This is a genomic window from Frigoribacterium sp. VKM Ac-2859 (assembly GCF_013204925.1).
Taxonomy (GTDB): Bacteria; Actinomycetota; Actinomycetes; order Actinomycetales; family Microbacteriaceae; genus Frigoribacterium.
The window spans coordinates 602,186-619,502 of the sequence record NZ_JABMLC010000002.1 but is presented as its reverse complement, the minus strand read 5'-3'; the positions used below and the strand labels follow the sequence as shown (position 1 = coordinate 619,502).

The 17,317-nt window shown below is 70.9% G+C and carries 19 protein-coding genes and 1 tRNA gene; 9 read left to right on the top strand and 11 right to left on the bottom strand.

All coding sequences use genetic code 11. The features are described from left to right. Positions 1-23: 23 nt before the first annotated feature. The gene (locus tag HQQ78_RS10780) at positions 24-305 is read right to left on the bottom strand and encodes a hypothetical protein (RefSeq protein ID WP_173153143.1); all 282 of its coding nucleotides are present in this window, start codon (positions 303-305) and stop codon (positions 24-26) included. Between the two features lie 64 nt (positions 306-369). Here HQQ78_RS10780 and HQQ78_RS10775 point away from each other — a divergent pair, with 64 nt between their 5' ends. Further along, positions 370-615 carry a hypothetical protein gene (locus HQQ78_RS10775; RefSeq protein WP_173153140.1) on the top strand — a complete coding sequence of 82 codons (246 nt, stop codon included), beginning with the start codon at positions 370-372 and terminating at the stop codon, positions 613-615. A gap of 31 nt (positions 616-646) precedes the next feature. Here HQQ78_RS10775 and HQQ78_RS10770 read toward each other — a convergent pair whose 3' ends face one another. Further along, positions 647-1,600: an FUSC family protein gene (locus HQQ78_RS10770; protein WP_173153137.1), complete on the bottom strand. Its 954-nt coding sequence runs from the start codon at positions 1,598-1,600 to the stop codon at positions 647-649. Between the two features lie 226 nt (positions 1,601-1,826). Here HQQ78_RS10770 and HQQ78_RS10765 point away from each other — a divergent pair, with 226 nt between their 5' ends. Continuing rightward, positions 1,827-2,393, top strand: a complete 567-nt coding sequence (locus HQQ78_RS10765) for a MarR family winged helix-turn-helix transcriptional regulator (protein ID WP_173153134.1) — start codon at positions 1,827-1,829, stop codon at positions 2,391-2,393. Here the strand turns inward: HQQ78_RS10765 and HQQ78_RS10760 are convergent. Then, entirely contained in the window at positions 2,383-3,483 is a 1,101-nt protein-coding gene (locus tag HQQ78_RS10760; protein WP_173153131.1) for an acyltransferase, read from the bottom strand. The two genes, HQQ78_RS10765 and HQQ78_RS10760, sit on opposite strands and share 11 nt — an antisense overlap. A 59-nt stretch (positions 3,484-3,542) precedes the next feature. On the opposite strand from HQQ78_RS10760, the gene HQQ78_RS10755 reads away from it, so the two are divergent. Continuing rightward, complete coding sequence (locus HQQ78_RS10755) at positions 3,543-4,361, top strand: hypothetical protein (RefSeq protein ID WP_173153128.1); 819 nt, start codon at positions 3,543-3,545, stop codon at positions 4,359-4,361. On the opposite strand, the gene HQQ78_RS10750 is transcribed toward HQQ78_RS10755, so the two are convergent. After that, positions 4,343-4,415: transfer RNA gene (locus HQQ78_RS10750), tRNA-Thr, on the bottom strand. The genes HQQ78_RS10755 and HQQ78_RS10750 overlap by 19 nt on opposite strands. Before the next feature lie 145 nt (positions 4,416-4,560). Between HQQ78_RS10750 and HQQ78_RS10745 the strand changes: the two genes are divergently transcribed. Continuing rightward, complete coding sequence (locus HQQ78_RS10745) at positions 4,561-4,743, top strand: hypothetical protein (RefSeq protein ID WP_055974590.1); 183 nt, start codon at positions 4,561-4,563, stop codon at positions 4,741-4,743. 46 nt (positions 4,744-4,789) lie between these two features. On the opposite strand, the gene HQQ78_RS10740 is transcribed toward HQQ78_RS10745, so the two are convergent. Beyond that, on the bottom strand, positions 4,790-5,335 hold the full coding sequence (locus HQQ78_RS10740) for a nitroreductase family protein (RefSeq protein ID WP_173153125.1): 546 nt from the start codon (positions 5,333-5,335) through the stop codon (positions 4,790-4,792). Then, a complete protein-coding gene (msrB, locus tag HQQ78_RS10735) occupies positions 5,335-5,736 on the bottom strand; it encodes a peptide-methionine (R)-S-oxide reductase MsrB (RefSeq protein ID WP_043593533.1) in 402 nt (133 codons plus the stop codon). The genes HQQ78_RS10740 and msrB overlap by 1 nt, the downstream gene beginning before the upstream one ends. 91 nt (positions 5,737-5,827) lie before the next feature. Between msrB and HQQ78_RS10730 the strand changes: the two genes are divergently transcribed. From HQQ78_RS10730 to groL, 5 genes are all read left to right on the top strand, one after another. Next, positions 5,828-6,802: a DUF2332 domain-containing protein gene (locus HQQ78_RS10730; RefSeq protein ID WP_173153122.1), complete on the top strand. Its 975-nt coding sequence runs from the start codon at positions 5,828-5,830 to the stop codon at positions 6,800-6,802. 135 nt (positions 6,803-6,937) lie between these two features. Beyond that, positions 6,938-7,225 (top strand): DUF3263 domain-containing protein, encoded by a 288-nt coding sequence (locus HQQ78_RS10725; RefSeq protein WP_056043106.1) that lies wholly within the window; start codon positions 6,938-6,940, stop codon positions 7,223-7,225. Between the two features lie 17 nt (positions 7,226-7,242). Beyond that, on the top strand, positions 7,243-7,815 hold the full coding sequence (locus HQQ78_RS10720) for a LytR C-terminal domain-containing protein (RefSeq protein ID WP_173153118.1): 573 nt from the start codon (positions 7,243-7,245) through the stop codon (positions 7,813-7,815). Positions 7,816-8,123: 308 nt separating this feature from the next. Continuing rightward, complete coding sequence (locus tag HQQ78_RS10715; RefSeq protein WP_054146828.1) at positions 8,124-8,327, top strand: cold-shock protein; 204 nt, start codon at positions 8,124-8,126, stop codon at positions 8,325-8,327. A 199-nt stretch (positions 8,328-8,526) separates the two neighbouring features. Then, a complete protein-coding gene (gene groL, locus HQQ78_RS10710) occupies positions 8,527-10,146 on the top strand; it encodes a chaperonin GroEL (RefSeq protein WP_173153115.1) in 1,620 nt (539 codons plus the stop codon). 292 nt (positions 10,147-10,438) lie between these two features. Here groL and HQQ78_RS10705 read toward each other — a convergent pair whose 3' ends face one another. The 5 genes from HQQ78_RS10705 to HQQ78_RS10685 all read right to left on the bottom strand — a co-directional run bounded on the left by HQQ78_RS10705 (position 10,439) and on the right by HQQ78_RS10685 (position 17,297). After that, entirely contained in the window at positions 10,439-12,199 is a 1,761-nt protein-coding gene (locus HQQ78_RS10705; RefSeq protein ID WP_123571692.1) for a cell wall metabolism sensor histidine kinase WalK, read from the bottom strand. 116 nt (positions 12,200-12,315) lie between these two features. Then, complete coding sequence (locus tag HQQ78_RS10700; protein WP_043593521.1) at positions 12,316-13,008, bottom strand: response regulator transcription factor; 693 nt, start codon at positions 13,006-13,008, stop codon at positions 12,316-12,318. Positions 13,009-13,134: 126 nt separating this feature from the next. Next, positions 13,135-13,698: a hypothetical protein gene (locus HQQ78_RS10695; protein WP_056043098.1), complete on the bottom strand. Its 564-nt coding sequence runs from the start codon at positions 13,696-13,698 to the stop codon at positions 13,135-13,137. Continuing rightward, positions 13,695-15,329, bottom strand: a complete 1,635-nt coding sequence (locus HQQ78_RS10690; RefSeq protein ID WP_056043095.1) for a DNA repair helicase XPB — start codon at positions 15,327-15,329, stop codon at positions 13,695-13,697. The genes HQQ78_RS10695 and HQQ78_RS10690 overlap by 4 nt, the downstream gene beginning before the upstream one ends. Positions 15,330-15,437: 108 nt before the next feature. Then, on the bottom strand, positions 15,438-17,297 hold the full coding sequence (locus HQQ78_RS10685; RefSeq protein WP_173153112.1) for a helicase-associated domain-containing protein: 1,860 nt from the start codon (positions 17,295-17,297) through the stop codon (positions 15,438-15,440). Between the last annotated feature and the right edge of the window lie 20 nt (positions 17,298-17,317).

Here is a 17,317-nt window from a genome sequence, read left to right as displayed (position 1 = left end):
GCATGTGACCGGGGGTTCCGGCGTCAGGCCCCGGGGTCGCGGGGCAGCCGGACGATGCGGCGGCGGTCGTCGCGCGTCCACCAGACGAGGTCGGCCACCGCCCAGGTGACGGCACCCAGGCCGGCGGCGACGACGACGACGGTGACGACGGTGACGTGGCCGCCGCCGACCGTCAGGGCGGCGACGATGCTCGCGATCACGACGAGCGCGCAGAACGACGTGATGAGGGGCAGGGCGAGGCCGCCCCGTTTGGTGAGCAGCCAGTTCGGCACGTCGGGATCGACGTGGACGTCGCGTCGTCGCACGGTGCCTCCTCGGCGGATCGGGGTCCCGGCGATCGTAGCCCGCACACCTTGTACCCTCGGGTGCATGAGCGACCTGCGGCGACCCTGGTTCACCCTGACGAAGACGGGTGCCGTGGTGCCCGCCGTGTTCGAGGTGCTGATCGGCCTGTTCGGCCTCGTCGTGCAGGTGCTCAACATCGCCTCGGGGGTGCCGATCCAGGCGATCACCGTCATCATCCTGATCGTCGCCGTGCTGCTCGTCGCGCAGGGCGTGGCCGACCTGGTCTGGTGGAGCAAGGACGGCCGCCGGGCGAGGGCGCGCCAGGCCTGACCGCTCGGCCGGGGCCACCCGGCCCCTCGGGTCAGACGGACGCCTCCGGCCGGGGCCTCCGCAGCCGGTGCGTCGCGAGCAGCACGACGACCACCACGCCCACGCCGATGGCGGTGTCGGCCGTCCGGGCCGCCACGAGGGCGCCCACGTCGACGGGTGCGCCGCCGAGTGCCCGCATGCCGAGCGCCATGGGTGTGATGGTGACCAGCGCGAGCCCGTAGTTGCGGACGATCAGCAGCTCGGTCGCGAACTGGAGCACGCCGAAGGCGACGATCAGGGCCGCGACCCCGGGGTGCCACGCCAGCAGCAGAGCGGCGAGGCCCACCCCGACGAGGGTGCCGAGGAGGCGGTGGCCGGCCCGCACGAGCTGGCCCGCCGTCGCGGACCCCACCACGGGCACCACGGCTGACACCATGGCCCAGTACGGGCTCTGCACGCCGAGACCGAGGCTGATCAGCCCGGCCGCGATCGAGGCGACCAGGCAGACGGCGGCGTGGACGACCGTCCGCCGGCCGTCCAGGGGACGGGGCCCGCGCCTCCATCGGCGTCCGTCGACGGTCGCGAGCGCGCGACGACCGGCGGGCAGCAGCACGCCCGCGAGCGACGCGAGCAGGGCGAGGGCGAGGCTCGCCGGGGCGACCACGGCCGCGACGGCGACGGTCGACCCGGTCGCGGGCACGAACGCGGTGACGCCGAGGCCGAAGACGAAGAAGAGCGGCCCGGGCGGGCTCCAGCGGCGCAGGTCGGAGAGGGCCGAGGTGACGCCGGCCACGACGCCGATCGTGACGACGAGCAGCCAGACCGGGGCCGCCGAGGCGGCCAGCGCGGTGCCCAGCACCACGCAGGCGACGAGGACGAGCCCGGCCTCGAGCTGCATCTCGAGCCGCTGGAAGCGGGGCAGCCCCCGGCCGAAAGCCGAGGCGAAGGCCCCGAACACCGCGTAGGGCGTCCACTCCACGTGGCCGATCAGCGCCAGCACGACCATCGGTGCCAGGACGGACGCGGCGACGCGGGCTGCCGGTCGGTGGGCGCCGTCGTGCGGGCCGAAGCGGACCAGGTCGCGCGGGTGCGGCAGCAGGCGGTGGGGGGAGGTCGTGGTCGTGATGGGCGGTCCTCTGGTCGGCGCGGCGTGGGCGCTCGTCGTCGAACTGCTTCACGGGTGAATGATCTGCGCATCACTTTACTCGTGAAGCATCGCTAGGCTCAAGGGCATGACCGATCCCGGGCTCCGAGACGTGATGGACGACGTCCACGACCGGTGGCGCGAACTCCGACCCGACCTCGACGTCTCGGCGATCCCGGTCGTCGGCCGGGTGAACCGGCTCGCCCGCATCGTGCAGCGTCGCAGCGACGACCTGCTCGCCGAGTTCGGCCTGGGGCGCGCGGACTTCGACCTGCTCGCCGCCCTGACGCGCCGCGGCGGACCGATGAGTCCGACGCAGTTGGCGGACGAGACCCTGCTCTCACCGCCGGCCGTGACGAAGCGCGTCAAGGGGCTGCTCGCGGCGGGCCTCGTCGACCGCTCGGCGAATCCCGCCGACCACCGTGGCTACTTCGTCGCGCCGACCGCGGCCGGGCGTCGTCTGATCGACCGCGTGCTCGAGGTCCAGCTCGCGGACGAGCGGGCCGTGCTCGCCGCCCTGCCCGAGGAGGCGCGCCCAGCTGTCGCGGACGGCCTGCGTCACCTGCTCGTCGCCCTCGAGGGCGGGAGTCGAACCCAGACCGACCGGACCAGCCCGCGCGCGCTCGACCCGGAGGGGACGTCACTCAGGCTTTGATGTCGCCTGAGACGGCGATCTCGGACGTCTGGGGCTCGGGCTCAGGTCGTGGCGGCCGTCGCCTCTCGAACCTGGTCTTGGCGCGGAGCGAAGGGCTCTCGACGAGGTGCCAGGACACCACGGCCAGCAACAAGGTGACGGCCGTGACGGCGACGAAGTTGACGGACAGCGGCTGCACTCCGAACACGGCGATGAATGCCTGCTGGACGGGGAAGGCGAAGATGTAGAGACCGTACGAGAAGTCGCCGTATCGCGATGCGCGACGTACCACGGGCGTCGAGGTCAGGCCCAGCGCGAGGATGATGTACGGCAGCAGCATCCACGTGGCCACTCGTCCGATCCCGGCATCGGCCGTGAAGACGAGCGGCAGAGCGAGGGCGGCCACGAGGGCGAGGTCGAGTCGGAAGGCCCTGTTCGTGAACGCGATGGCACAGACCATGCCTCCCGCGAAGAAGATCCAGGGTTCGAGGGCATCGCCCAGGTAGTAGCCGTACATCTTGACGGGAACGTCGAGGGTGAACAGGGCGACGGCGCACGCGACGCCGAACGCCGAGGCCGTGACCAGGCGGAACCGGGCGGGCACGGCCATCAGCACGGGGACGAAGAGATAGCAACTGAACTCGACCGGCAGCGTCCAGAGCGATCCGTTGACCACGTCGCCGTAGGGGAGTCCCTGGAAGACGCCGGGCAGGACGAAAGCAGGACGAAGGATGGCGTTGTTGAGGAACGTCCACGTGCCCGGGCTGCCGAAGTACTCGCTCGTGGAGAGTGACGTCGCGATCGGGCCGAAGACCAGGATGCTGCCCAAGGTCACGATGATGAGTGCCGGGAAGATGCGGAGCGACCGGGCCAATAAATAGCTGCCCAGATGTGGCCGACGAAGCCAGCTCTTGGTGATCAGGTACCCGCTGATGACGAAGAACACGTGCACGCCCAGGACGTGGATCGGCGTGCCGTACAGGTACGGAATAGTCGCCACGGCACCTGTGAGGGGGTACGAATGGCCGACGATGACCATGAGGGCCCCGATGATGCGGAGCGCGTCGAGGTTGTTCTCCCGCCGGGACAACTCGGTAGATGGGCTGTCCATCCTCCCGAGGATAGACGATGAGGAAGCGTCGTCATCTCACTCACCCCTAGGCTCGAGACATGCGTGACCGATCTGACCGCGCCCGACGGCGCCGGGCAGCTCTGGCCTCGCTCGCTGTCCTCCTCATCGCCTCCGGTGTGCTGCTCGCCACGGGGCCGTCCGCGGGACGGGTCCTCGGGGCCGTGGTGGCCGATGCCTGGGCCGGGACGGGTGCCGGACCTGCGGACACTTCGATGTCGTCGTCATCGGGTGACCGGCGGATCGTCGAGTATCCCAGCCGTCCGAACGGCGATGTGGTCGTGTACTTCCACGGAGCAGGTCAGGACGCGGGCGCGCTCGTGTACGACCCCGAGGTCAAGTCGGTCGTCGATGCCCTGCTCACCGCGGGTTACGTCGTCGCGTCGAGCGACGGGGGCCTGGACTCGTGGGGTGACGAGGCCGGGGTGACCGAGTACCTCGATCTGGTCGCCGACCTCCGCGGGGCAGACGAGGCATCGCGAGTCTTCCTGATGGCCGAGTCCATGGGCGCGTTGTCGGCTGCGCAGGTCGCAGCCCGGACCGACGTGACCGCCTGGGCGCTGATGTACCCGGTGTGCGACGTCTCGACCATCTCGGAACCGACCCTCGTGGCCTCGCTGCGGGCGGCTTACCCCGACGGGGTCCCAGCGAGGCTCAGCCCGGTCGCGTGGCCCGGCGACGTTCCGGTGAAGGTCTGGGCGTCCCCCGACGACACGCTCGTCGAGAAAGCTGCCAACGCTGACCGTTGTGCGGCCAGCGTAGGTGCCCGAGTCGTCCCGACCACGGGCCAGCACGGCGACCCGTCGAATTTCGACGGGCAGGCCCTCGTCGATTTCTTTCGAGCCGGCCACGGGACTTGAACCCGTAACCTTCCGATTACAAGTCGGATGCGCTACCAATTGCGCCAGGCCGGCGAGGCTCGCCCATCTTACCCAGCCCGCGCGTCCTCACCCGGCGTGGTGCATGCGGTCGGTGCAGGATTGGCGTTCCGAGGCCGAGAAGTGGTGAAGTAGACGCAGCGCACCGCGCCCGCCGGACGCACCGACCTGAGGAGCCCCCTTGTCCACGATCTTGACCGCGCTCGGTTCGCTCGCCATGCTCTTCGTCAGCTTCGCCCTGTTCGCCTACTCGTTCGGCTCGGGCGAGCCCAACGCCTTCGTCTTCTTCGGGGGCATCGTCCTGATGACCGGGTCGTTCTGGCTGCCCATCACCGTGATCGGCAACAGCCACAAGACCTGGTGACCGGCGCGGCACCCGCGACCGGGTGCCGCCGAGGGCGGTCGACCCGCTACGGCGTGCTGACGAACTGCTCGGGGTCGAGCAGCTTGCGAGGCTTGGCGTCGTCACCGTCGCGTCCGCCCACGTAGAGCCAGCCCAGCAACTGCTCGCCCTCACGCAGGCCGTGTGCGACCGCCACCTCGGGAGCCCGGGTCAGAACGCCCGTGCGCCAGAACACGCCCCAGCCCTCGTCGTCGAGAACGAGCGACAGCAGGTGCGCGACGCCCGAGGCGACGGACTCCTGTTCCCAGTAGGGCACCTTGCGGCTGTCGCGGGGCGAGACGACCACGGCGACGATCAGCGGCGCCCGCAGCGCCTTCTGCGTGAGCTTGTCGCGGGCGTGGCCCTCGGCCCCACCCGCGTCGGCCAGCGACCGGCCCACGACGAGCCGGTCGTCCCCGCGGAACTCGATCAGGCGCCAGGGCCTCAGCTCGGAGTGGTCCGCCACCGTCGCCGCCGACCGCACCGCGTCGAGCAACTGCTCGTGCGTCGGCGCGACGTCGGTGACCTTCGACCGCGACCGACGACGCCGGGCGGCGTCGGCGACGGCGCTCACTACTCGGCGGCCTTGAAGTCGAGCGAGATGCTGTTCATGCAGTAACGGTCGCCGGTCGGCGTGCCGAAACCGTCGGGGAACACGTGGCCGAGGTGCGAACCGCAGTTCGCGCACCGGACCTCGGTGCGGGTCATGCCGAGCGAGTTGTCCTCGATCAGCTGGACCGCGTCCGGGTTCACCGACTCGTAGAAGCTGGGCCAGCCGCAGCCGCTGTCGAACTTGGTGCCGCTCTTGAACAGTTCGGCGCTGCACGCCGCACAGGCGTAGACGCCGGCACGGCTCTCGTCGAGCAGTTCACCCGTCCACGGGCGCTCGGTGGCGGCCTCCCGCAGGACGGAGTACTGCTCGGCGTCGAGCTCTTCGCGCCACTGCTCGTCGGTCTTCTCGATCTTGTACGCCACGATGATCTCCTTGCTTGTCGGGACTCCTCATTCAACACGGTCGGCCGGTGCACGATTCCCGGGCCCCCACCGGGCTGTCAGACTCCTGCTCGTGAGCACCTCCGACCGCTTCCTGGCCGCGGCCCTCGCCTTCGACCGCGAGGGGTCGCCGTCGCAGGCAGAACTCGCGCGGGGCGTCGCGGGTGATCCGGCGGCGCTCGCCGTCGTCGATCGAGCCGAGGAGGCGCGGCGCCAGCCCGTCCTCTTCCTCGCGGTCTGCCGGTGGCTGGGTGCGCCGCACGGCCCCTGGTCGGTGCTGCGGCCCTGGCTGCTCGCCCGCTCCGACGACGTCGTGGCCGAACTCGGCCGGCGGCTCACCCAGACCAACGACGTGCGCCGCTGCGCGCCGCTGTCGATCGCGCTGGCCCGCGTGCCGGGCCCGATCGCCCTGATCGAGGTCGGCGCCTCGGCCGGGCTCTGCCTCGGTGTCGACCGCTACGGCTACCGCTCGGGTGACCGGAGTTGGGGCGATCCGTCGAGCACGGTGCAGCTCGGGATCGACGTCGTCGTCGAGGGCGCGGCCCGGTCCGAGGCGGAGCTGCCGACGGCCCCGCTTCCCGAGATCGTCTGGCGGGCGGGGATCGACCTCGACCCGGTCGACGTCCGCGACCCCGACCAGGTCGCCTGGCTCGCGACGCTGCTGCCCCCCGAGCGCGCCGATCGGCGGGACCTGCTGGGGCGGGCCGTCGCGCTCGCCCGCACCGCGCCTCCTCGTCTCGTGGCGGCGGACGCCGTCGACGGTCTCGCCCCGCTCGCGGCCGAGGCCCCGACGGGCGTCACGCTCGTCGTCGTCTCGACGGGCACACTCGTCTACCTGCCGGGTCGCCGGCGTCAGGCCTTCGTCGACGAGGTCGGCCGGCTGGGCGCGCGGTGGATCTCGTACGAACGGCGCGACCTGCTGACCGACGTGGTCGCAGAGGTGCAGCCGAGGGTGTCTCCCGACGACGCGTTCGCGGCCCTCGCCCTCGACGGCCGGGTGCTGGGCGTGGGGGACGCCCACGGCACGCGGCTGAACCTCACGGCCTGACCGCGGGTCGGGAGCTCGCGGCACCCGGCGGCTCCCCGAGCGGGTGGACGGGTTGTCGGACCACGCCCCCGGCCTCCGCGATCGGTCGGGGCGCCGCCCATAGGATGACCCGGAACCCAGGGGAGGGCCTCGACGATGGACGAGAAGGCGACAGGTGACGACGTGCGCTCGAGCGCGTTGTCCGAGCTCGACCGTGCCGTCCTGGACTTCGAGCAGCACGCCCCGGCCGCCGCCGGTGCCCGGGAGGCCGCCGTCCGTCGCGAGTTCGGCCTCGGGATCGTCCGCTACCAGCAACTGCTCAACTCGCTCATAGACCGACCCGCTGCACTGGCCTACGCACCCATGCTCGTCGGCCGCCTGCAGCGCCTGCGAGTCGCCCGCCGCGACGCCCGATCGACCCGTTCGTTCGGTCCGACCCGCTGACCCACGAGAGACCACGCATGCCGAAATTCGACCGAGACCGGTTCGACGACGTCCCCGCCGACCTCGACCGGGTCGGAGCCCACCGGGCCGAGAAGCGCCCCGGCAGCGGCTGGATCGCCTTCGCCTGGGCCGCGCTGGCCGTCGGCGTCCTGGTCGGTGCCGGCGTGGTCTACCTCGGCGTCGCGAACAACAGCTTCCAGTTCGTCAACCCCTCGTCGTCGAGCACCGCCGAGGCCGGGGCTCCCGAGAGCGACACGCCGACCCCGACGGCCACGCCGTCGGTCACCCCCCTCACCGACCCCTCACAGGTCGACCCCTCGGTGACGACCATCACCGTCCTGAACGGCACCGCCACGGCCGGGCTCGCGGGTTCGGCCTCCGAGCGGCTCGAGACCGCCGGCTGGGTCGTCGGCACCCAGGGCAACGCCAGCGAGCGCGTCGCGACGTCCACCGTCTACTACTCGGCGGCCGTCGACGAGGCCGTGGCGCTCGGGCTCGCCCAGCAGCTCGGCATCTCGGACGTCGAGCTCACCGAGGCGTTCCCCGGGGCAGCGGTCACCGTCGTCCTCGGGGCCGACTACGGCGCCTGAAGACGCCGCTCCCGCGGCATCGATCCGAGGAGGCGCGCGTCCCGTCGGGCCCTCACCGCACCTCCCGTGTTACGCCCACGTTTAATAACCGGTGAAATCCTCGTTTTCTGCGGGTGTTTCTCGGTCGGGGCGCGCTTTTCCGCTTTTCCCGTGGTTACCATCTGGAATTGGTCGCCCCTCACGGCTCGCCGACCTGGTGTTCTGCACGAGTGACGCTGTCCCGTCCGGGTTCGCAGGTCGCTGCGTCGACGACCCGGCCCTGCAGCACCGCACGCGCCGTACCACCACAGCAAAAGGGGAGCGACACCATGGCAAACGGGACCGTGAAATGGTTCAACGCGGAGAAGGGCTACGGCTTCATCACCGTCGAGGGTGACGGCCAGGACGTCTTCGTGCACTACTCGGCCATCGACATGAGCGGGTACAAGGTGCTCGAAGAGGGCCAGGCCGTCGTGTTCGAGGTCGGCACGGGCGACAAGGGGCCGCAGGCGGAGTCCGTCCGGCTCGCCTGAGGCCCGTCGGAGCGCCTCGCCGCGCCGACTCCCACGCCGCACGCCGCCACGGTCCACCGTGGCGGCGTGCTCGTGCGTCCGGGCCCCGTCACGTCACTTGCACTCTCATCGGGCGAGTGCCAGAATCGTTGCTGGCACTCGCGACACGTGAGTGCCAATGCTTCTGCTTCATGACGTCCGGGAGGGACGAAAAACACACATGGCTAAGATCATTGCTTTTGACGAAGAGGCCCGTCGTGGCCTCGAGCGTGGCCTGAACATCCTGGCCGACGCGGTGAAGGTCACGCTCGGCCCGCGTGGTCGCAACGTCGTGCTCGAGAAGAAGTGGGGCGCCCCCACCATCACGAACGACGGCGTCTCCATCGCCAAAGAGATCGAGCTCGACGACCCCTTCGAGAAGATCGGTGCCGAGCTCGTCAAAGAGGTCGCGAAGAAGACCGACGACGTCGCCGGTGACGGCACGACCACCGCGACGGTGCTGGCCCAGGCCCTCGTCCGCGAAGGTCTGCGCAACGTCGCGGCCGGTGCCGACCCCATCTCGCTGAAGCGCGGCATCGAGAAGGCCGCCCAGGCCGTCTCCGACCAGCTGCTCGCCGACGCGAAGGACATCGAGACCAAAGAGCAGATCGCTGCCACGGCCTCGATCTCGGCCGCCGACCCCACCATCGGTGCGCTCATCGCCGAGGCGATCGACAAGGTCGGCAAAGAGGGCGTCGTCACCGTCGAGGAGAGCAACACCTTCGGCACCGAGCTCGAGCTCACCGAGGGCATGCGCTTCGACAAGGGCTACCTGTCGCAGTACTTCGTCACCGACCCCGAGCGTCAGGAGGCCGTCTTCGAGGACGCCTACGTGCTCATCGTCAACTCGAAGATCTCGAACATCAAGGACCTGCTGCCGATCGTCGACAAGGTGATCCAGTCGGGCAAGCAGCTGCTGATCATCGCCGAGGACGTCGACGGCGAGGCCCTGGCCACGCTCGTCGTGAACAAGATCCGCGGCATCTTCAAGTCGGTCGCCGTCAAGGCCCCCGGCTTCGGTGACCGTCGCAAGGCTCAGCTCCAGGACATCGCCATCCTCACCGGTGGTCAGGTCATCGCCGAAGAGGTCGGTCTCAAGCTCGAGAACGCGACGCTCGACCTGCTCGGCCGTGCCCGCAAGGTCATCATCACCAAGGACGAGACGACCATCGTCGAGGGTGCCGGCGACGACGAGCAGATCGCCGGCCGCGTCCGTCAGATCCGCAGCGAGATCGAGGCGACCGACAGCGACTACGACCGCGAGAAGCTCCAGGAGCGCCTCGCGAAGCTCGCCGGTGGCGTCGCCGTCATCAAGGCGGGTGCCGCGACCGAGGTCGAGCTGAAAGAGCGCAAGCACCGCATCGAGGACGCCGTGCGCAACGCGAAGGCCGCCGTCGAAGAGGGCATCGTCGCCGGTGGTGGCGTCGCTCTCATCCAGGCCGGCAAGACCGCTCTGGCCAACCTGCAGCTCGAGGGCGACGAGGCGACGGGTGCGAACATCGTCCGCGTCGCGATCGACGCTCCCCTGAAGCAGATCGCCTTCAACGCCGGCATGGAGCCCGGCGTCGTGGCCGACAAGGTCCGAGGGCTCGACATCGGTTGGGGCCTCAACGCCGCGACCGGCGAGTACGTCGACATGCTGGCCGCCGGCATCATCGACCCCGCCAAGGTCACGCGCTCGGCTCTGCAGAACGCCGCGTCGATCGCCGGTCTGTTCCTCACGACCGAGGCCGTCGTCGCCGACAAGCCCGAGAAGAACCCGGCCCCGGTCGGCGACCCCTCGGGTGGCATGGACTTCTAGTCCGCAGCCGCGCGGCTCACGCCGCGCACACGCTCAAGGGCGGTTCCCCTCCGGGGGAGCCGCCCTTCGGCGTCGCCGCGGGAGAGGCGCGCCTCGTGCTCGGTGGTTCGGCCGCTTCCGCTTCCGTGGAACACGCCAGGACGTGGTCACGACGCCACGAGAAAACGTGGTGCAGTGCCCACTTCGTGGCGTCGTGGCACGGTCGCGCAGGGCGCAGGGCGCAGGGCGCAGGGCGCAGGGCGCAGGGCGCACGGCTCGGGGCCCGGGGGCCGGGCGGGCCGTGCCGGTCGGGCTAGGCGGTCACGCCGGCGGGCTCGGCCGCGATGACGGCGTCGGCGGGCATCAGCGGCAGGGCCACACGGAAGGTGGCTCCACCGCCGGGGGTGTCGTCGACGTCCACCGAGCCGCCGTGGGCCGCGACGATGCCCGAGACGATGGCCAGGCCGAGGCCGCTGCCACCGGTGTCGCGCGTGCGGGACGAGTCGGCACGCCAGAACCGCTGGAAGATCTTCTCGCGGATCTGCGGCGGGATGCCCTCGCCGTGGTCGACGATGGCGACGGTGGCCACACCGCGTCCGGGGTCGGACTGCACCACGAGTTCGATCGGGCTGTCCGGCTCGGTGAACCGCATGGCGTTGCCCATCAGGTTGGTGATCACCTGACGGATCTTGTTCTCTTCGCCGTGCACGATGGCCGGGGCCTCGAACCTCTGCACCTCGTCCTGCAGCTGGGCGGCCGTCGCCGTGTCGCCGTTGCGGACGGCCCGAGCCCTCAGGCTGCGGAGGCGCGCGAGGGTCGCGCCCGCGAACGAGATCGGGCTCGTCGCGCCGACGGCTGCGCCCGTGAGCGCCGTGCCCGTCGCGGGGGTGTTCGCGGCGGGCGAAGCCGTCTCGGGGGAACGTCCGTCGGCTGGGGTCTCGTCGCCGTCGGCGGGGGTGGGCGACGGCGCGAGGACGGGCTCGAGCACGATCACGTCGATGTCGCGATCGGGGTTCGACGCCATGGTGTCGAGGGCCGAGTCGCGGGCGAGCTGGACGAGGTCGACGGGGCCGAGCTCGAGCGGCTTGGACTCGTCGAGACGGGCGAGGGCGAGCAGGTCCTGCACCAGGACGCCCATGCGGATGGCCTCCTTCTCGATCCTGTCCATGGCCTGGGCCACGTCCTCGGGTTTCGTCAGGGCACCCATGCGGTAGAGCTCGGCGTAGCCGCGGAGGGAGACGAGCGGCGTCCGGAGCTCGTGACTGGCGTCGCCGACGAAGCGGCGCATCTGGTCGATCGTCTTGGCCCGGTCGTCGAAGGCGCTGTCGATCCGGTTGAGCATCGTGTTGAGGGATCGGTTCAGACGCCCGACCTCGGTGTTCGGCGTCGTCGAGTCGAGCCGCTGGGTGAAGTCGCCGTCGGCGAAGCGGGCCGCCGTGGCCTCGACGTCACGCAGCGGCGCGAAGGTCGACGTGACGAGCAGGCGGGTGAGGGCGGCGCCGAGCACGACGACCGAGAGGCCGAACCCCAGGAAGATGCCGCCGAAGCGCCCGATCGTCGCATTGGTGCCCGCCAGGTTCGTTCCGGCCACGATGACGGCGGGCACTGTCGTCACGCTGCCCTGGGCATCGGTCGAGCGCAGGGCGGCCGCGTGGGCGAAGAGGCGCCACTCGTTGTCGCGGCTCGAGTTGTACCGGTTGAAGGCCTCGTCGAGGGGAGCACCGGCGACGCCGACGCCGGTGAGGTCGGGGGCGTCGGTGGCACTCGACAGCTGCGAACGGGTGTCGCAGATGAGGTCGCCCTCGTCGTCGAGGATCGCGACGTAGCTGCTGGTCAGGCCCGCGAAGTTCACGGTGCACGAGCGGGAGTCCGCCTGGTCGAACGAGGCGCTGGTGAAGTTGGTCGCCGAGTTCCGCAGGGACGTGTCGACCTGACCCATGAGGTAGGTGCTCAGGACGGTCATCGTTCCCAGGCCGGCGACGACGAGGCCGAGGGTGACCAGGGTCACCGTGATGCCGGTGATCTTGGTGCGGATGGAGATCTCGTTCCACCACTGCGAGAGGCGAGCGTGCATGAGGACAGACGCTAGCGGAACCGGCTGGGCGCACCCCGCCCGTCGGAGCACGCACGACGACGCCCGACCGCTCGGGGCGGTCGGGCGTCGTCGTGTTCACGCACCAGGGCTGGTTGTCAGGCCTTCGTGGCCTTGAGCATGTAGCCGAAGCCCCGCTTGGTCTGGATGATGGGCTCCGTCGAGAACTGGTCGAGCTTGCGACGCAGGTACGAGATGTAGCTCTCGACGATGCCGGCGTCGCCGTTGAAGTCGTACTCCCACACGTGGTCGAGGATCTGGGCCTTCGACAGCACGCGGTTCGGGTTGAGCATGAGGTAACGGAGCAGCTTGAACTCGGTGGGGCTGAGCTCGATCGCCGTCTCGCCGATGGTGACCTCGTGGGTGTCCTGGTCCATCGTCAGCTCGCCGGCACGGATGATGGCGTCTTCGTCCTCGTTCATCGTGCGACGCAGGATCGCCTTGATGCGCGCGACGATCTCGTCGAGGCTGAACGGCTTGGTGACGTAGTCGTCGCCGCCGACCGTGAGGCCCGTGATCTTGTCCTCGGTGTCGTCCTTCGCCGTGAGGAAGAGGATCGGCGAGGTGTAGCCCGACGAGCGGAGGCGTTTGGTGACGCCGAACCCGTTCATGTCGGGCAGCATCACGTCGAGGATGATCAGGTCGGGTTCTTCTTCGAGGACCGCCGAGATCGCCTGCGCGCCGTTGCCGACCGCACGGACGGCGAAGCCGGCGAAACGCAGGCTGGTGGTCAACAGGTCGCGGATGTTCGGTTCGTCGTCGACGATCAGGATCTTGGGGCCGTCACTCATGCGCCCAAGTATCTGCGCGCCTCCTCGGTGTTTCCTGTGAGCCGGAGGCACGCCACCCGCACGCTGCCGGAGCGGCAGCCCTCAGGTGGCCGAGACAACGGGACGCATGATCGCGGACGCGGACGCTCAGGCGTCGGGGGCGGACCACTCGACGTTGGGCACCAGGGCGACGCGCGTCGTCAGCTCGAGCAGCTCGTCGGGCACGGCCAGCGTGAAGTCGACGCCTTCGCGCCGCTCGAGCACCGCGGTGTAGCCCGAGGCCCGGGTGATCTGCCACCCCGGGAACTCCTCGACCGAGGCGGCGACGACCTGGGCCTCGGAGGCGTCGTCGGTGGCGCCGATCGCGGTGAGGCCGGCGAACAGGTGGTCCTTGACCGGCGACCCGGCGAGCAGGTCGCTGCGTTCGATCACCTCGGGGTCGGGGCTCCAGGTCACGATGCTGAGGGTCGCGCCCGCGTGGAGGCCGCCCTGCACCTCGTAGGTGCGGGCGACCGACACGACGACGGACGGGTCCCACTCGGCGAACCGGGCGACCTGGCCGCGGAACTCCATGGCGTCGTGGTCGAGGGAGGCCACGAGCGGACCGAACGTCGCGAACGGGGCCTGGTCGGCCGCGAACACCCTTCGCAGGCTGTCGCGCCAGAGCTCGTCGTCGCCCAGGGGGAGGTCGGCGTCCGTGGCGTCGCTCACGCGGCGACCACCGGCGAGTCGAGGATCGTGTAGCTGTAGCCCTGTTCGGCCAGGAACCGCTGACGGTTCTGGGCGAAGTCCTGGTCGACCGTGTCGCGGCTGACGAGCGTGTAGAACGAGGCCGGCAAGCCCGACTTCTTCGGCCGCAGCAGACGACCGAGTCGCTGTGCCTCTTCTTGCCGCGACCCGTACGAGCCGCTCACCTGGATGGCCACGGTCGCCTCGGGCAGGTCGACCGAGAAGTTGGCCACCTTCGAGACGACGAGCACCTTGAGGTCGCCGTCGCGGAAGCGCTGGTAGAGGCGCTCGCGCTCGTCGATGGCGGTGCTGCCGGTCAGCGTGGGGGCGTCGAGCACCGCGGCGAGCTCGTCGAGCTGGTCGAGGTACTGGCCGATGACGAGGATCTGCTCGCCGTCGTGCCGGGCCACGAGGTGCTTGACCACGTCGAGCTTGGCCGGGGCCGTCGCGGCCAGCCGGTAGCGCTCGTCGTCGGGGGAGGCCGCGTACTCGAGCCGCGCCTCCTGGGGGAGGTCGACCCGCACCTCGTAGCACGAGGCCGGCGAGATGAAGCCCTGGGCCTCGATCTCCTTCCACGGGGCGTCGAAGCGCTTGGGGCCGATCAGGCTGAAGACGTCGCTCTCGCGGCCGTCCTCGCGGACCAGCGTGGCGGTGAGGCCGAGGCGCCTGCGGGCCTGCAGCTCGGCCGTCAGCTTGAAGACCGGCGCGGGCAGGAGGTGCACCTCGTCGTAGACGACCAGGCCCCAGTCGAGCGCGTCGAGCAACGAGAGGTGCGTGTACTTGCCCCCGCGGCGGGCCGTGAGGATCTGGTAGGTGGCGATGGTGACCGGCTTGACCTCTTTCACCGAGCCGGAGTACTCGCCGATCTCGTCCTCGGTCAGGGAGGTGCGCTTGAGCAGTTCGTCCCGCCACTGTCGCGCCGAGACCGTGTTCGTGACGAGGATCAACGTGGTGGTGCCGGCGGCCGCCATGGCCCCGGCCCCGACGAGGGTCTTGCCGGCGCCGCAGGGCAGCACGACGACGCCCGAGCCGCCCTCGAAGAAGTTGTCGATCGCCTTCTGCTGGTAGTCGCGCAGGTGCCAGTCGCTCTCGTCGAGGTCGATGGCGTGCGGGGTGCCGGGCGTGTAACCGGCGTGGTCCTCGGCGGGCCAGCCGAGCTTGACGAGCTGCTGCTTGACCTCGCCGCGCGCCCACGGCAGGAGCTCCCACAGGTCGTCGGCCCGCTTGACGCCGAGCAGCTCGCCGACCTTCTTGGCCCGGGTGACCTCGCTCAGCACGGAGCTGTCGGTGCCGCGCAGCAGCAACTGGTCGCCGTCGCGCTCGATGACGATGCGGCCGTAGCGGGCGACGGTCTCGGCGATGTCGACGCTGACGCTCTGCGGCACCGGGAACTTGCTGTACTTCTCGAGCGTGCCGAGCATGTCGTCGGCACTGTGCCCGGCCGCCCGTGCGTTCCACAGTCCGAGGCGGGTGATGCGGTAGGTGTGCACGTGCTCGGGAGCGCGCTCGAGCTCGGCGAAGACGCTCAGGTCGTGCCGCGCGTCCTCCGCCTGCTCGTGCGCGACCTCGAGCAGGACGGTGCGATCGCTCTGCACGATCAGGGGTCCGGTCATGAGGGTCGAGTCTAGGCGCGCCCGGTCTCGGCTCTCACAGCCGGGCACCGCTCGGCGCCCACCCGGCAGGACGAGGAGGCGCGGCTCGGCCGACGAGGGCCGCCCGCCTCAGTCGCGACTCGCGACCGCCACCACGTTCTTCAGCGGCAGCGTGCGCTCGACGTCGGACTTCTTGTCGCGACCGCGGACGCGTCCGCCGCCGATGCCGGTGGGCTCCATGTCGAGGGTGGTGGTGCTGCCGTCGGGCATCGCGACCGTCACGGTGACCGTCAGACGGCCCTTCACGGCGGCGTCGAGCTGGCGGGCGATCCAGGCACGGTCGGTGGACTCGTCACCGGAGCCGGGGTCGGTGTGCAGACGCTGGACGAGTTCGCGCAGCGGGTCACGCGTCTCGATCGGGGCCGGTCGCCGGGGTCGGCGTCGGGACGGCGGGACGACCTCGGCACCGCCCTCGTCGACCACGACGACGGGGTAGCGCTCGTCGCTCAACGACCAGAAGACGGTGTCGCGTTCGAACCGGCTCGCCACGGTCGTCGCGTCGACCCGGGTCAGGGCGAGGGGCGAGAGCGACTGGTCGACCTCGAGGGTGTCGAGGCTCGCACGGTCGTCCGCGACCACGAGCGACAGCGCGTCGCCCGGCACGCCCGCGGGGGCGCCGCCCGGCGCGATCGCGCGGACGCGGTAGCGCCCGTGCCGTTCGGCGCTCTGCTGGATCAGGTAGTCGAGCGGCTGGGGGATGCCCGTCGACGAGATGCCGCCGAGGAACTCGCGCAGCGAATCGGCGGACTCGCCCTCGCTCAGGGCCCGTTGCAGTCCGCCCTCGGTGATGCGGTAGGTGGCCGCGAGGCCTGCGCTCTCGACCACCGCGATGACGCGGAGCCGGGCGTCGATGGCGGGCGACAGGGGCCCGGGCGACACGACGCTGAGGTCGTGCTGCAGGTAGACCTGCTCGACCGCGTCGGGCAACAGGGCGGCGACCCGGGTGCGGGCGGCGGCCGGACCTTCGCGGAACAGGGCGACGGCCGCCGAGGTGGGGGTGTCGTCGGAGGTCAGACCCAGCACCTCGGCGCTGCGCGAGAACGCGGCGATGCGCTCGGTGATCCAGCTGCCCCCGGCCGGGTAGGACCAGTCGGAGAACTCGCGCAGCGGCAGTCCCCACGACGTGTCGACGCGTTGCTCGAGCACCGCGAGGATCTCGGTCGGCAGCGATGCGAGCCAGGCCCGCGTGAGCGTCTGCCACCGGTCGGGCCAGGAGGCGCGGAGCCAGTCGGTCGCGTCGGCGGCCACGACCCAGCCGTCCGGGCTCGGCGCGGCCAACCCGGCCCGCACGGCGATGGCGAGCACGGTCGCGACGTCGTCGACGTCGATGCGGGCGGCCTCGGCGAGGCGCCTCGACTCGGGCAGGGCCAGGCCCCCCTTCGCGAGCTCGCGGGCAGGTGACTGCTCGAGGGCACGGAGGATCTCGGCGACCTCGATGACGACGGCGTACAGCCGCTCGGCCGAGCGGGCGTCGGCGTCGTCGCGGGCCTGGTCGAGGACGGTCTCGAGCACGACCGGCGGTCGCTCGGAGGTCAGGACCTCGAGGGCCAGGGCGGGGTCGTCGTCGAGTCGCTCGCCCACGGCGTCGAGGGTCGAGACGGAGTCGCCGCGGCGGACCACGAGGAAGGCCTCGTCCACGCGGTCGAGCGCGGCGGACACCGTCTCGCGGTCGACCTCGAAGGCGGCGTCGATGCGCTCGTGCACGGCGTCGACGTCGCCCGGCACCCGCACGACCTGCAGCACGATGAGCGCGACGCGGTCGAGGTGGGCGAGGGCGTCGCGCACGCTGGCCGGCTCGAGCAGGACGTCCGCGAGGTCGAAGGCGTCGTGGACGCTCGACGCCCGGACCTGCCGTCGAGCGAGGCGGCGCAACAGGTCGTCGTCGTCGATGGCGCGCAGGACGCCTGCGAGGTCGAGTGCACTAGCCATGGTCGAGGCCTCCAGCCGTC

Coding starts and splice junctions, on each gene's coding strand:
- HQQ78_RS10775 (WP_173153140.1), top strand. CDS start 370: ATGAGCGACCTGCGGCGACCCTGGTTCACCCTGACGAAGACGGGTGCC.
- HQQ78_RS10770 (WP_173153137.1), bottom strand. CDS start 1,600: ATGGTCGTGCTGGCGCTGATCGGCCACGTGGAGTGGACGCCCTACGCG.
- HQQ78_RS10765 (WP_173153134.1), top strand. CDS start 1,827: ATGACCGATCCCGGGCTCCGAGACGTGATGGACGACGTCCACGACCGG.
- HQQ78_RS10760 (WP_173153131.1), bottom strand. CDS start 3,483: ATGGACAGCCCATCTACCGAGTTGTCCCGGCGGGAGAACAACCTCGAC.
- HQQ78_RS10755 (WP_173153128.1), top strand. CDS start 3,543: ATGCGTGACCGATCTGACCGCGCCCGACGGCGCCGGGCAGCTCTGGCC.
- HQQ78_RS10725 (WP_056043106.1), top strand. CDS start 6,938: ATGGACGAGAAGGCGACAGGTGACGACGTGCGCTCGAGCGCGTTGTCC.
- HQQ78_RS10720 (WP_173153118.1), top strand. CDS start 7,243: ATGCCGAAATTCGACCGAGACCGGTTCGACGACGTCCCCGCCGACCTC.
- HQQ78_RS10715 (WP_054146828.1), top strand. CDS start 8,124: ATGGCAAACGGGACCGTGAAATGGTTCAACGCGGAGAAGGGCTACGGC.
- groL (WP_173153115.1), top strand. CDS start 8,527: ATGGCTAAGATCATTGCTTTTGACGAAGAGGCCCGTCGTGGCCTCGAG.
- HQQ78_RS10705 (WP_123571692.1), bottom strand. CDS start 12,199: ATGCACGCTCGCCTCTCGCAGTGGTGGAACGAGATCTCCATCCGCACC.
- HQQ78_RS10700 (WP_043593521.1), bottom strand. CDS start 13,008: ATGAGTGACGGCCCCAAGATCCTGATCGTCGACGACGAACCGAACATC.
- HQQ78_RS10690 (WP_056043095.1), bottom strand. CDS start 15,329: ATGACCGGACCCCTGATCGTGCAGAGCGATCGCACCGTCCTGCTCGAG.
- HQQ78_RS10685 (WP_173153112.1), bottom strand. CDS start 17,297: ATGGCTAGTGCACTCGACCTCGCAGGCGTCCTGCGCGCCATCGACGAC.